Origin of the sequence: Thioalkalivibrio sulfidiphilus (genome assembly GCF_000377945.1) — a bacterium.
Lineage (GTDB): Bacteria > Pseudomonadota > Gammaproteobacteria > Ectothiorhodospirales > Ectothiorhodospiraceae > Thioalkalivibrio_A > Thioalkalivibrio_A sulfidiphilus_A.
Genome location: NZ_KB898931.1, coordinates 30,590 through 44,804, shown reverse-complemented (window position 1 = coordinate 44,804; position 14,215 = coordinate 30,590). Strand labels below are relative to the sequence as shown.

Here is a 14,215-nt window from a genome sequence, read left to right as displayed (position 1 = left end):
CGCCTGCGCCGGCGACGCCGCTGCGGGCGTCGTGACGCGCTGAATCATTTGACCTCGCCCGCATCCTCCGCGAACCAGGGCGCCCGGGCGGTCATGATCAGTTCGCCGGCCTTCTCTGCATCCAGGCCGGAGATCTCCACCAGGTCGTCCACGGCCTGCTCGGCCAGGTCTTCCATGGTGCAGATGCCCTTGGCGGCCAGCTTGAAGGCCAGATCCCGGTCCATGCCCTCCATGTTGAGCAGGTCCTCGGCGGGGTCGCCGCCGCCCTGTTCCTCCGTGGCGATGGCCTTGGTGAGCAGGGCGTCCCGGGCACGGGCGCGCAGCTCCTCGACGATCTCCTCGTCGAACTCCTCGATCTGCATGATCTCCGAGGTGGGCACGTAGGCCACTTCCTCGATGCTGGAGAAACCTTCCTGGACCAGGATGGCAGCGACCTCCTCGTCCACGTCCAGGTTCTCCATGAACATGCGCTGCAGCTCGGCGGCCTCGGCCTCGCTCTTCTCGGCGGCCTGGGCCTCGTTCATCACGTTCAGTTCCCAGCCGGTGAGCTGGGAGGCCAGGCGGATGTTCTGACCGCCCCTGCCGATGGCCTGGGAGAGCTTCTCATCGGCCACGGCGATGTCCATGCTGTGACGGTCCTCGTCCATGACGATGGACAGCACCTCGGCGGGCGACATGGCGTTGATCACGAACTGGGCCGGGTTCTCGTCCCAGAGGATGATGTCGATGCGCTCGCCGGCCAGTTCATTGGACACCGACTGCACCCGGGAGCCGCGCATGCCCACGCAGGCGCCCACGGGATCCAGGCGCGGATCATTGGAACGCACCGCGATCTTGGCGCGCAGACCCGGATCACGGGCGGCACCCATGATGTCGATCAGGCCCTGGCCCACCTCGGGCACTTCCAGCTTGAACATCTCGATGAGGAACTCCGGCGCCGTGCGGCTGACGAACAGCTGCGGGCCGCGGGGCTCGGAACGCACTTCCTTGAGGTAACCGCGCAGGCGGTCGTTGGGGCGCACCGTCTCCCTCGGGATCATCTCCTCGCGGGGGATGAAGGCCTCGGCATTTCCCCCCAGGTCCAGGAACACACCGCTGCGTTCGGTACGCTTGACCACGCCCATGACCAGCTCGCCCACCCGGTGCTTGAACTCCTCGACCACCTTGGCACGCTCGGCCTCGCGTACCTTTTGCACGATCACCTGCTTGGCGGTCTGGGCGGCGATGCGGCCGAAGTCCACGGACTCCATGGGCTCCTCGATGTACTCACCCACCTGGATGTCGGGATGGGTCTGGCGCGCGTAGGACAGCAGCTTCTGGCGCTCCGGGCTCTCGAACTCCGGATCCTCGTCGTCCACCACCAGCCAGCGGCGGAAGGTCTCGTAGTCGCCGGTCTCCCGGTGGATGCTGACGCGCACGTCGATCTCGCCGCCATGCTTCTTGCGCGTGGCAGAGGCGAGCGCGGCCTCGATGGCCTCGAAGATCACTTCCTTCTCGACGCCCTTCTCGTTGGAAACGGCGTCCACCACCATCAGGATCTCTTTGTTCATGACTGCATCTCCAGTAAACCGAAAGCCCCCCGGGGGCTGGGCATCCGCCACAGGCCATTCCGGCGACTCAATCCTCGATCTCTACCCCGCGCAAGCCGCGCCGGGCGTCAAAAAACCTGTCTGCGCCCTATTCCTCGACCTGGGTGGCCGGCGGCAGGGTGCCCTTGAGCCGGCCCCTGGCAATGGCCTCCAGGGGCAGGCGCACCTCGCGGCCGTCCACGTCCAGGGTCACCGAGTCCGCATCCGCCGAGACGATCACGCCGGCGAAGTTGCGCTGTCCGTCGATGGGCCACTGGGTACGCACCCGCACCTGCTCGCCCACGTAGCGGGCGTAGTGGCTGGCCTCGAACAGGGGCCGGTCCACGCCGGGGGAGGACACTTCCAGGGTATAGGGCACCTGGATGGGGTCTTCCACATCCATCAGGGCGCTCACCTGGCGGCTTACCTCGGTGCAGTCGTCCAGGGTGATGCCCTGCTCGCTGTCGATGAACAGACGCAGCAGGGCGCTGTGCTTGGCGACACGAAACTCCATGCCCCAGAGCTGGTATCCCATCCGGGTCACCAGGGGCTCCAGCAGGGCCTTGAGCTGCAAGGAATCCGAATCCGCCACCGTTCACCACCCACAAAAAAAGGGCACGCGGCCCTTGTCGAAATACCCAGGCATTGATCGGATTCCCGGCGACCGCCTGCCGGGACCCGGTAACAAAAAGGCCCCTGATGGGGCCTTTTCTAAGTCCTTGGTAGCGGGGGCAGGATTTGAACCTGCGACCTTCGGGTTATGAGCCCGACGAGCTGCCAGACTGCTCCACCCCGCATCAGAGGTTGCATACTATAGTCACTTGCGCATGGGATTTCAAGTGCGGCTTCGGAATCGGGCCGCAGCCCCGAAACATGCACGCGGGTCGGGCTTTAGCCCGACGAGGCTGCCGTCCTGAGGTCTGGCCGTCGGGCTGAAGCCCGACCCACGCACCGTGCTTCAGCGCCGCTGCAGCAGCTTGCGCAGGTCGTAGCGGTAGATGAAGCCCGGCAGGGCGAACACCGTGAATAGGGACAGGGTGATGGCGTAGAACTCCCACTCCTGGGGATGGTTGCTGCCGGTGACCTGGCGCTCGAAGGCCAGGGCGATCAGGCCCACCACGAGGTAGAGCACGAACCACTCCAGCAGCCGCATGGCCGGCCCCTTCTCGCCCTTCTTCGGTTCGATGACGAAAAAGATCCGCTCGCTGAGCCAGGGCAGGTTGGCCACCACGAAGGCCAGCCCGAAGAACACCCAGGCCAGCCAGGTTGCGCTCATACCCATGATTCAGATTCCCCTTACCAACTAATGGCTCCGGTAGCTAGAGACATCAGCAGGCCGGGAAAGATCCCCAGCACGATGACCAGCAGACCGTTGATGCTCAGCACCACGTTCATGTCCAGGGCCTTCGGCAGCGGGGATTCGTCCTCGGGCTTGTCGAAATACATGATCTTCACCGCCCGCAGGTAGTAGAAGGCGCCGACGATGGAGAAGATCACCGCGAAGATGGCCAGCCAGATCATGTCCACCTGCACCACCGCCTGCAGCACGGCGAGCTTGGCGTAGAAGCCCACGGTCGGCGGCACGCCGGCCATGGAGAACATGATCAGCAGCATGATGAAGGCGAACCAGGGGCTGCGCTCGTTCAGGCCCCGGAAGTCGTCCAGGTTCTCCGCCTCGAAGCCCCGGCGGGACAGCAGGATGATCATGCCGAAGCCGCCGGCGGCCACGATGGCGTAGACCAGGGTGTAGAACAGGGCCGCGGCATAACCCTCGTGGGTCCCGGCCAGGATGCCCATGAGGATGAAGCCCACGTGGGAGATGGTCGAGTAGGCCAGCATGCGCTTGATGTTGGTCTGGGCGATGGCCACCACGTTGCCCACCGCCAGGGAGAGCACCGCCAGGATGGTGAGCATGCCCTGCCAGTCGTGGTGCAGGGGGCCCAGGCCGTCCACCAGCAGGCGCATGATGATGGCCAGGCCCGCCAGCTTGGGGGCGGTGCCGATGAACAGGGTCACCGAGGTGGGCGCGCCGTGATAGACGTCGGGCACCCACATGTGGAAGGGCACGGCGCCCAGCTTGAAGGCCAGACCCACGATCACGAAGGACAGGGCGAACACCAGGGGCACGTTCAGGCCGGCGCTGGAGGTGATCAAGTAATCGCTGACCTCCTTGATGTCCAGGCTGCCGGTGATGCCGTAGAGGATGGACATGCCGTAGAGCAGCATGCCCGAGGCAATCGCACCCAGGATGAAGTACTTCATGGCCGCCTCGGAGGCCCGGGCGGAATCCCGGTTGAAGGCCACCATGGCGTACAGGGACAGGGACAGCAGCTCCAGGCCCAGGTACAGGGTCAGGAAGCTGTAGGAGGAGATCATGATCATCATGCCCAGCACGCCGAACAGGCCGAGCACGTAGTACTCCCCCTTATAGATGTCCCGGTCCTGCAGGTAGGGGCGGGAATACAGGAACACCACGGCGGTGATCAGGTAGACCGCCACCTTGAGCAGGTCCGAGAGCCCGTCGGCGATGAAGGTGTCGTTGAAGGTGAAGCGGGTCTCGGGGCTCGCCAGGGCGATGGTCAGGACTGCTGCACCGATTAGGGTGAACTGGGACAGCCCGTAGGTGATGTCCCGGCGCGCCTGGGGCACGAACAGGTCGATCACGAGAATGGCGCAGGCCATCCCGAGCACGAACAGCTCGGGGATCACGGGCATGAAGTCTGGGATCTCGAAGGTCATGTCGTTATCCGGGTCAGAGCTTGGATACAGCGATGTGCTGGATCAGGTTGTCCACCGTGGCATGCATCACCTCCAGCAGCGGCGCGGGCCACACGCCCAGCAGCAGCACCACGAAGGCGAGGATGCCCAGCACCAGGAACTCGCGGGGGTTGAGATCCTGGAGCTTGGCCACGTTGTCATTGGCGATCTCGCCGAACACCACCCGCTTGACCAGCCACAGGGTATAGCCGGCGGCCAGGATCAGGGTGGTGGCGGCCAGGAAGGCGATCCAGAAATTGGCCTTGAAGCTGGCCAGGATCACCATGAACTCGCCCACGAACCCGGAGGTGCCGGGCAGGCCGGTGTTGGCCATGGCGAACAGCACGAAGAAGGCGGCGAACCAGGGCATGGTGTTCACCACCCCGCCGTAGTCGGCGATCTGGCGGCTGTGCAGGCGGTCGTAGAGCACGCCCACGCACAGGAACATGGCCGCGGAGATGAAGCCATGGGAGATCATCTGCACCATGGCGCCCTCGATGCCCAGTGCCGCGCCCTGCCAGTTGCCGGTGTTGTTGTAGATCATGAACACGATGAAGATGCCCAGCGTCACGAAGCCCATGTGGGCGATGGACGAATAGGCGATCAGTTTCTTCATGTCCTGCTGTACCAGGGCCACGAAGCCGATGTAGACCACGGCGATGAGCGACATGGTGATCAGCAGCCAGTCCAGGGCCATGGAGGCGTCCGGGGTGATGGGCAGGCTGAAGCGCAGGAAGCCGTAGCCGCCGATCTTGAGCATGATGGCCGCCAGCACCACCGAGCCGCCGGTGGGCGCCTCCACGTGGGCGTCCGGCAACCAGGTGTGCACCGGCCACATGGGGATCTTCACCGCGAAGGCCGCCAGGAAGGCCAGGAAGATCAGCACCTGGGCGGTCATGCCCAGCTGCAGCTGGTGGAAGTCCAGGATCGCGAAGCTGCCGGAGCGGGTGTACATGTAGATCAGCGCGACCAGCATGAACACCGAGCCCAGGAAGGTGTAGAGGAAGAACTTGAGGGTGGCGTAGACCCGGTTCGGGCCGCCCCACAGGCCGATCACCAGGAACATGGGGATCAGCATGCCCTCGAAGAACACGTAGAACAGCACCGAGTCCAGGGCCGCGAACACGCCGTTCATGAAGCCTTCCATGATCAGGAAGGCGGCCATGTACTGGGACACCCGCTTCTGGATCACCTCCCAGGCGGCGATCACCACCAGCACCGTGGTGAAGGTGGTGAGCAGGATCAGCGGCATGGAGATGCCGTCCACGCCCAGGTGGTAGTTGACGTTGAAGGTGCTGATCCAGGGCAGCAGCTCCACGAACTGCATCTCGTGGGTGCCCCGGTCGAAGTGCACGAACAGCGGGATGCTGATCAGGAAGGTCAGCACCGAGAAGAACAGCGCCAGACGGCGCGCGCCGTCGGGCATCTTGTCCCCCGCCATCAGCACCAGGATGCCGCCGATGATCGGCGTCCAGATCACCAGACTCAGAAGTGGCCAGTCAGCAAACATTGATCAGTCCCAAAATGTTCCGCGATTCGATCCTGCCGGATCGTCTTGTCGTTATGGTCCGCGCTCAGAACGCGAATACCGTGATCAGCACCAGCAGGCCGATGATCATGGCGAAGGCGTAGTGATACAGGTATCCGGTCTGGCTGAAGCGGGCGTATCTGGAGATGAAGCCCACCGCCCGGGCGCTGCCGTTGACCAGCAGGCCGTCGATGAACAGCCGGTCTCCGAAGCGCCACAGGGCGCGGCCCAGGCCGACGCTGCCGCCGGCGAACACGAAGGCGTTGAACTCATCGAAGCCGTACTTGCGGTCCAGCACCTTGTACAGCCACTCGAAGCGCGCCTTGGCGGCGGCGGCGATGGAGGGCTTGCGCATGTAGATGTACCAGGCGCTGGCCAGACCGGCCATGGCCAGCCAGAAGGGCGGCATCATCATGCCGTGGACGATGAAGCCCATCACCCCGGTATAGCCCTCGCCCAGGCGGGCCAGCACGTCGTTGGCCTCGGCCACGAAGATGGCATCGCCGAAGAAATCGCCGAACAGCATCGGGCCCACCACGTAACCGGCCAGCACCGAGGGGATGGCCAGCAGGATCAGGGGCACGGTCACCACCCAGGGTGACTCCTTCGGCTCCACCGGACCGTGGTGGCCATGGCCGTGGTCATCGCCATGGTCGTCGCCATGATCATCGGCGTGATGCGCGTCATGATGGGCGTGGTGCTCCACGTTGCGGAAGCGCTCCTCGCCGTGGAACACCAGGAAGAACATGCGGAAGGAGTAGAACGCGGTCACGAACACGCCGGCCAGCACCAGCACGTAGGCGAAGGTCGCCCCCGGCGTGGTGGACAGGGACACCGCCTCGATGATGCCGTCCTTGGAGAAGAAGCCGGCGAAGCCCGGGAAACCGATCAGGGCAAGCGAGCCGATCAGGGCCGTGATGTAGGTGATGGGCATGTACTTGCGCAGGCCGCCCATGCGGCGCATGTCCTGCTCGTGGTGCATGGCGATGATCACCGAGCCCGCGGCCAGGAACAGCAGGGCCTTGAAGAAGGCGTGGGTCATCAGGTGGAACACGCCGGCGGCGTAGGCCGACGCACCCAGGGCCACGGTCATGTAGCCCAGCTGGGACAGGGTCGAGTAGGCCACCACCCGCTTGATGTCGTTCTGCACGATGCCGATCAGGCCCATGAAGAAGGCGGTCAGCGCGCCGATCACCAGCACGAAGGACAGGGCCGCCGTGGACAGCTCGAACAGGGGCGACATGCGCGCCACCATGAAGATGCCGGCGGTCACCATGGTGGCTGCGTGGATCAGGGCGGAGATGGGAGTCGGGCCCTCCATGGAGTCCGGCAGCCACACGTGCAGGGGCACCTGGGCGGACTTGCCCATGGCGCCGATGAACAGCAGGATGCAGGCGACCGTCAGCAGGGACCACTCGGTGCCCGGGATGATGCTGATGGTGGCCTGGGACATGCCCTCGGCCTCGGCGAACACCTCCCAGTAATCCAGGCTGCCGGCGTAGAACAGCAGCGCGCCGATGCCCAGGATGAAACCGAAGTCGCCCACGCGGTTGACGATGAAGGCCTTCATGTTGGCGTAAATGGCCGTGGGGCGCTTGTACCAGAAGCCGATCAGCAGGTAGGAGACCAGGCCCACGGCCTCCCAGCCGAAGAACAGCTGCATGAAGTTGTTCGCCATCACCAGCATGAGCATGGAGAAGGTGAACAAGGAGATGTAGGCGAAGAAGCGCTGGTAGCCCGGATCGTCCTGCATGTAGCCGATGGTGTAGATGTGCACCATCAGGGACACGAAGGTCACCACCAGCATCATCATGGCGGTGAGGTTGTCCACCAGGAAGCCCACCTCGAAGCGGATCCCGTCGCTCACCATCCAGGTGTAGACGGTGGCGTTGTAGACCTCCGCGCCGTCGAACACGTGGGCCTTGAACACCCACAGAGACAGCAGGAAGGACACGGCCACGCCCAGGATGGTGACCGTGTGGGCCCCTACCCGGCCGATCTGGCGGCCAAACAGGCCGGCCACGATGGCGCCGAACAGGGGAGCGAGGACGATGGCGAGATAGATGTTCTCCATGACCTTATCCCTTCATCTCGTCCAGATCCTGGACGTTGATGGTCTGGCGATTGCGGAACAGCAGGGTCAGGATGGCCAGGCCGATGGCGGCCTCGGCGGCGGCGACGGTGAGGATGAAGAACACGAACACCTGGCCGGCCAGATCCCCGGAGAAATGGGAGAAGGCGACGAAGTTCATGTTCACCGCCAGCAGCATCAGCTCGATGGACATGAGCAGGATGATGACGTTCTTCCGGTTGAGGAAGATCCCGGCGATGCTCAGGGAGAACAGGATCGCCCCGAGGACCAGATAATGTGACAAAGAAATCATGATGGGTCCCGTTTGTTAGCCCGGGCAGACCGTCGACCGGCCCGCCACTTCATGTCTGTTCGTGTATGCGTGTCCCGGATCAGGACTTGTCTTCCGACTTCATGTCCACCATGCGCACCCGGCCCTTGCGGGTGATGCGCACCTGCTGCGCCGGATCGATGGCCTTGGTACCCGGACGGCGACGCAGGGTCAACGCGATGGCCGCGACGATGGCCACCAGCAGGATCACCGCGGCGATCTCGAAGGGGTAGACGTATTCCGTGTACAGGATCTGGCCCAGGGCCTCGGTGTTGTTGTAATCCGCGCCCGCCCGCTCCGGTGCCTCCATGTGGAAGTGGCGCACAATCACCAGGGTCATGACGCTCACCATGGCCACCGCCACCACGATGCCCACCGGCAGGAAGCGGATGAAGCCCTCGCGCATGCGCGCCAGGTTGATGTCCAGCATCATCACCACGAACAGGAACAACACCATCACCGCGCCCACGTAGACCAGCACCAGCACGATGCCCAGGAACTCCGCCTCCAGCATGATCCACAGGGCGGCGCTGGTAAAAAAGGTGAGCACCAGGAACAGGGCCGCGTGCACCGGGTTGCGCACGGTGATCATGGCCACCGCCGCGCCCACCAGGATCACGGAGAAGAAGTAGAACAGGAAGGCTTCAAAGTTCATGGTCTGAGTCGTCCTCGAAACTTATCGGTACGGCGCGTCGGCGGCGCGGGCGGCCGCGATCTGCTGCTCGTACCGGTCGCCGATGGCCAGCAGCTTGTCCTTGGTCATGATCTGCTCGCCCCGGTTCTCGAAGTGGTACTCGAACAGGTGGGTCTCGACGATGGAATCCACCGGGCAGGCCTCCTCGCAGAAACCGCAGAAGATGCACTTGAACAGGTCGATGTCATAGCGGGTGGTGCGCCGGGTGCCGTCGGCCCGCTGCTCGGACTCGATGGTGATGGCCAGCGCCGGACACACCGCCTCGCACAGCTTGCAGGCGATGCAGCGCTCCTCGCCGTTGGGGTAGCGGCGCAGGGCGTGCAGGCCGCGGAAGCGCGGCGACATGGGCGTCTTCTCTTCCGGGTACTGCACGGTGATCTTGCGGGCGAACAGATAGCGCCCGGTCAGCCGCATGCCGATGAGCAGTTCCCACAGCATGAAACTCTTGAAGAAGTTGCGAATCGCAGCACTCATCATCGAACCTCTCACGCGAACCAGGGGCCGATGCCGAAGGCGACACCCACGCCCAGGACAAACAGCCACACGATGGTCACCGGGATCAGCACCTTCCAGCCCAGGCGCATGATCTGGTCATAGCGGTAACGGGGGAAGGTGGCACGGAACCACAGGAAGCAGAACAGGAAGAAGGCGGTCTTGATCAGGAACCAGTGGATACCACTGTCCAGGAACCAGCCGATCACGGGAATCGCAAAGGCGGACTCCGGCAGGATGCCCTGGAAGGGAGACAGCCAGCCGCCTAAAAACAGCAGCGCGGTGAGCGCCGAGATCAGGATCATGTTGGCGTATTCGGCCAGGAAGAACACGGCGAAGGCCATGCCCGAATACTCCACGTGGAAACCGGCCACGATCTCCGACTCGCCTTCCGCAACGTCGAAGGGCGCGCGGTTGGTCTCGGCCACGCCGGAGATGAAGAACACCAGGAACAGAGGGAGCAGAGGCAGCAGGTACCAGTGGTAGATGCTGCCGGACTGGGCGCTGACGATCTCTCCCAGGTTCAGGCTGCCGGCCACCATGATCACGCCCACCAGGGCGAAGCCCATGGCGATCTCGTAGGCCACGATCTGGGCCGCGGAACGCATGGCGCCCAGCAACGCGTACTTGGAGTTGGAGGCCCAGCCGGCGATGATCACGCCGTACACGCCCAGGGAGCTCAGCGCCAGGATGTACAATAGGCCGGCGTTGATGTTGGCCAGCGCCATGCCGTCGTCGAAGGGGATCACCGCCCAGGCCGCCAGCGCCGGAGCGATGGACAGCACCGGCGCGATCAGGAACAGGTAGCGGTTGGCGTTGGTGGGGATGATCACCTCTTTGGTCAGCAGCTTGACCGCATCGGCGATGGGCTGCAGCCAGCCCTTGGGACCCACCCGGTTCGGACCCAGGCGCACCTGCATGTAGCCGATCACCTTGCGCTCGGCGTAGGTGACATAGGCCACCGCCAGCATCAGGGGCGCGACGATCAGGGTGATCTTGGCCATGATCTGCATGACCAGCGGCAACCCTTCCCAGACATTCATGATGGTTTCCAGCATCTCGTATCCCCAGCGCCCTTAGAGCTTCTGCAGTTCCACAGGTCCGAAGGCCGCGCCCAGGGCAGCGGTCTCCGGCATCCCGGCGGGAATCCATACACAGCCCATGGCGACGCCGTCGTCGATCACCAGGTCCAGGGTGGCGGTGCGGCCGTTCTGGCGCACCAGCACCCGGTCCGTATTGAGCAGGTCCAGGGCGCGGGCCTGGGCCTCGCTGATATAGGCACCGGCCTGGCGGCCGTCGGCAGTCTCCTGCAGCGGCCGCGCGCGGCGCACCAGGGAATCCAGGGCGTATATGGCCACGCCGCCAGCGCGCTGCAGGCCGGTGGGTACCGTGGCCGTCTCGAAGGCCGCGCCTTCCAGGGGGACGCCGGTGTCGAAGGCCAGGTCGGCGCCGAACAGCCCCTTGAGTTCATCGCGCACGTTCTCGGAAGAGACGTGCTCGAAGCCATTGAGCCCGGCCATGTTGCCCAGCACGCGCAGCACCTTCCAGGCGGGACGGGCCTCGCCAAGGGGCCGGGTGACACCCTGGAAGGACTGCCAGCGGCCCTCGGCATTGACGAAGGTGCCGGAGGTCTCGGCGAAGGTGGCGATGGGCAGCAGCACGTCGGCCAGGTTGCGGGTGGCCTCGGAGGCGAAGGCATTGAGCGACACCACGAAGTTCGCCCCCTCGATGGCCTCCCTGGCACGCACGCCGTCGGCGCAGTCCAGATCCGGCTCCACGCCCAGCAGCACATAGGCCTGACGGGGCTTGTCCAGCATGGCCTGGGCATCCAGGCCCGGGCTGCCCAGCCGCTCACCGGCGGGCCCCCGATGGGGCACGGCACCGGCCAGCCAGGCGCCGGCGCTGTTGGCGGCCTCAGGCAGATAGCCCAGGGTGGCGCCGGTGTGCTCGGCCACCACGGCGGCCAGGGCACGCAGCAGGCTGAAGCGGGGATGGGCAAAGGCCTGGCTGCCCAGCAGCACCACGGCCTGTTCGCCGGCCTTGAGCTGTTCGGCCATGGCGCGGGCGGCCTCGTCGATCTCGGCGGCGTCGATGATCTTCGCCAGGCTCGCCGGTGCCTTGGCGCCGGCGGCCTCGAGCGCGGCACCGGCCACACCCGCCAGGACACCGACCATGCCGTGGGGGTCGGTGATGCACTGGGCCATCACCGGGAAGGCAAAGCCGTAGTCCCGGGTGTTGATGGCCATCAGGCTGGCACCCTTGAGCCCCGCCTTGCGCAGGCGATGGGCCGCAATGGGCTGTTCCTTGCGCACATTGGAGGCCACCAGCAGGGCGGCGTTGACGTTTTCCAGATCCGCGATGGGCAGACCCAGATAGGGGAACGCGGGATCGGCGTTGCCATGCGCGAAATCGACCTGGCGCAGGCGGTGATCGATGGCGCTCACGCCCAGGCCGCGCAGCAGCTTCTGGGCCAGGTAGAGTTCTTCCAGGGTGGCGTGGGGCGAGAGCAGTGCGCCGATCTCGCTGGCGGCGGTGCCCTTCAGGCCTTCCACGGTGCGGGCCAGGGCCGTCTCCCAGTCGGTGGCCACCCACTTGCCGTTGTCTTTCACCATGGGCGTGGTGAGGCGGTCATCGGCATACAGACCGGTGTAGCTGAATCGGTCCCGGTCGGAGATCCAGGTCTCGTTGACCGACTCGTTGTCCCGGGGCACGGCGCGCATCACGCGACCCTCGCGGGTGTGCAGGAACAGGTTGGAGCCGATGCTGTCATGGGGCGCCACGGTGGCATGCTGCACCAGCTCCCAGGGACGCGCCGTATAGCGGGACGGCTTGGCGGTGAGCGCGCCCACCGGGCACAGGTCGATCACGTTGCCGGACATCTCGGAGCTGACCGACTTCTCGATGTAGGTGCCGATCTGCATGAACTCGCCGCGGCCGGTGGCGCCCAGTTCACGGATGCCGGCGATCTCCTCGCCGAAGCGCACGCAGCGGGTGCAGTGGATGCAGCGGGTCATCTCGGTGGCGATCAGGGGACCGATGTCCTTGTCCTTCACCACGCGCTTGGCCTCGCTGTAGCGGGACACGTCCTCGCCGTAGCCCATGGCCACGTCCTGAAGCTCGCACTCGCCTCCCTGGTCGCAGATGGGGCAGTCCAGCGGATGGTTGATGAGCAGGAACTCCATGGTGCCCTTCTGGGCGGCCAGGGCCTTGGGCGACTGGGTGAAGGCCTTCATACCGTCCATCACCGGCGTGGCGCAGGCGGGCAGCGGCTTGGGCGCCTTCTCCACCTCCACCAGGCACATGCGGCAGTTGGCCGCCACGGACAGCTTCTTGTGGTAGCAGAAGCGCGGGATCTTGATGCCCGCTTCGTCCGCCACCTCGATCAGCATGGCGCCCTTGCGTGCCTGCAGGGGAATGCCGTTGATCTCGATGTTGACCAGGTCCTGACTCATGTTCTGTGTCTCGACTCGCTGGGGTTCAGTCAGGGCAGGTTCAGGCCGCGTTCGCGACCAGGCTGCGCCCGTGCTGAATGTAGTATTCGAATTCGTGGCGGAAGTGCTTCACGAAGCTGCGCACCGGCATGGCGGCGGCATCACCCAGGGCGCAGATGGTGCGGCCCTCGATCTTGCTGGCCACGTCGTCCAGGCGCTCCAGGTCCTCGGGCCGGCCCTTGCCTTCCACGATGCGGGTGAGCATGCGGTACAGCCAGCCGGTGCCCTCGCGACAGGGGGTGCACTGGCCGCAGGACTCGGAGAAGTAGAAGCGCGAGATGCGCTGCAAGGCCTTGACCATGTCGGTGGTCTCATCCATCACGATCACCGCGCCTGAGCCCAGCATGGAACCGGCCTTGGCGATGGAGTCGTAGTCCATGTTGGCGGTCAGCATCACGTCGCCGGGCACCACGGGCACCGAGGAGCCGCCGGGGATCACCGCTTTGAGCTTGCGGCCGCCCAGCACGCCGCCGGCCATCTCCAGCAGGTCCTTGAACGGGGTACCGAGGGGGATCTCGAAGTTGCCCGGCTTGTTCACGTGACCGGAGACGGAGAACAGCTTCTCGCCGCCCGACTTGGGGATGCCCAGCGACGCGAACCAGTCGCCACCCTCGCGGATGATGCTCGGGATGGAAGACAGGGATTCGGTGTTGTTGATGGTGGTGGGCCGGCCGTAGAGGCCGAAGTTGGCCGGGAACGGCGGCTTGAAGCGGGGCTGGCCCTTCTTGCCTTCCAGGGACTCCAGCAGCGCGGTCTCCTCGCCGCAGATATAGGCGCCGGCACCCAGCGTCGGGTAGAGGTCGAAGTCCACGCCGGAGCCCAGGATGTTCTTGCCCAGGAAGCCCTGCTCGTAGGCCTCGCGCACCGCCTGGGCGAAGCGCTGGTAGGGCTCGTCCATGAACTCGCCGCGCATGTAGTTGTAACCCACCGTGGCGCCGATGGCGTAGCCGCCGATGGCCATGCCCTCCACCAGGGCGTGGGGGTTGAAGCGCAGGATGTCGCGGTCCTTGCAGGTGCCCGGCTCGGATTCATCCGAGTTACACACGATGTATTTCTGGCCCGGGGCATTGCGGGGCATGAAGCTCCACTTCAGGCCCGTGGGGAAGCCCGCGCCGCCGCGGCCTCGCAGGTTGGATTTCTTTACCTCCTCGATGACGTCCTCCTGGGACATCTTCTCGGTGAGGATCTTCTTCCACGCCTGGTAACCGCCGACCTTGAGATAGCTCTCCAGGGTCCAGGGCTCGTCGAACTGAAGGGTCGTGAAGCAGATTCGGTTCATGGCT

At 65.0% G+C, this 14,215-nt stretch carries 12 protein-coding genes and 1 tRNA gene; all 13 read right to left on the bottom strand.

The window, feature by feature from the left end; genetic code table 11:
* Positions 1-44: 44 nt before the first annotated feature.
* The 13 genes from nusA to nuoF all read right to left on the bottom strand — a co-directional run bounded on the left by nusA (position 45) and on the right by nuoF (position 14,211).
* On the bottom strand, positions 45-1,550 hold the full coding sequence (gene nusA / locus D580_RS0106060) for a transcription termination factor NusA (RefSeq protein ID WP_018953533.1): 1,506 nt from the start codon (positions 1,548-1,550) through the stop codon (positions 45-47).
* 127 nt (positions 1,551-1,677) lie between these two features.
* A complete protein-coding gene (gene rimP, locus D580_RS0106055; RefSeq protein ID WP_018953532.1) occupies positions 1,678-2,142 on the bottom strand; it encodes a ribosome maturation factor RimP in 465 nt (154 codons plus the stop codon).
* Positions 2,143-2,288: 146 nt separating this feature from the next.
* Positions 2,289-2,365 (bottom strand) — tRNA-Met (locus D580_RS0106050).
* Between the two features lie 161 nt (positions 2,366-2,526).
* Positions 2,527-2,844: a DUF2818 family protein gene (locus D580_RS0106045; protein WP_018953531.1), complete on the bottom strand. Its 318-nt coding sequence runs from the start codon at positions 2,842-2,844 to the stop codon at positions 2,527-2,529.
* A 20-nt stretch (positions 2,845-2,864) separates the two neighbouring features.
* Complete coding sequence (nuoN, locus tag D580_RS0106040; RefSeq protein ID WP_018953530.1) at positions 2,865-4,307, bottom strand: NADH-quinone oxidoreductase subunit NuoN; 1,443 nt, start codon at positions 4,305-4,307, stop codon at positions 2,865-2,867.
* A 13-nt stretch (positions 4,308-4,320) separates the two neighbouring features.
* Entirely contained in the window at positions 4,321-5,835 is a 1,515-nt protein-coding gene (locus tag D580_RS0106035; RefSeq protein WP_018953529.1) for an NADH-quinone oxidoreductase subunit M, read from the bottom strand.
* Between the two features lie 64 nt (positions 5,836-5,899).
* The gene (gene nuoL, locus D580_RS0106030) at positions 5,900-7,927 is read right to left on the bottom strand and encodes an NADH-quinone oxidoreductase subunit L (RefSeq protein WP_018953528.1); all 2,028 of its coding nucleotides are present in this window, start codon (positions 7,925-7,927) and stop codon (positions 5,900-5,902) included.
* Positions 7,928-7,931: 4 nt separating this feature from the next.
* Positions 7,932-8,237, bottom strand: coding sequence for an NADH-quinone oxidoreductase subunit NuoK (gene nuoK, locus D580_RS0106025; RefSeq protein ID WP_012637568.1), 306 nt, complete (start codon positions 8,235-8,237; stop codon positions 7,932-7,934).
* Positions 8,238-8,316: 79 nt separating this feature from the next.
* A complete protein-coding gene (locus D580_RS0106020) occupies positions 8,317-8,910 on the bottom strand; it encodes an NADH-quinone oxidoreductase subunit J (RefSeq protein WP_018953526.1) in 594 nt (197 codons plus the stop codon).
* A gap of 21 nt (positions 8,911-8,931) precedes the next feature.
* Entirely contained in the window at positions 8,932-9,423 is a 492-nt protein-coding gene (gene nuoI / locus D580_RS0106015) for an NADH-quinone oxidoreductase subunit NuoI (RefSeq protein ID WP_012637566.1), read from the bottom strand.
* 11 nt (positions 9,424-9,434) lie between these two features.
* Positions 9,435-10,499 (bottom strand): NADH-quinone oxidoreductase subunit NuoH, encoded by a 1,065-nt coding sequence (gene nuoH, locus D580_RS0106010; protein ID WP_018953524.1) that lies wholly within the window; start codon positions 10,497-10,499, stop codon positions 9,435-9,437.
* A gap of 18 nt (positions 10,500-10,517) precedes the next feature.
* Entirely contained in the window at positions 10,518-12,893 is a 2,376-nt protein-coding gene (nuoG, locus tag D580_RS0106005) for an NADH-quinone oxidoreductase subunit NuoG (RefSeq protein WP_018953523.1), read from the bottom strand.
* A gap of 40 nt (positions 12,894-12,933) precedes the next feature.
* Positions 12,934-14,211 (bottom strand): NADH-quinone oxidoreductase subunit NuoF, encoded by a 1,278-nt coding sequence (gene nuoF, locus D580_RS0106000; RefSeq protein ID WP_018953522.1) that lies wholly within the window; start codon positions 14,209-14,211, stop codon positions 12,934-12,936.
* Positions 14,212-14,215 lie beyond the last annotated feature (4 nt).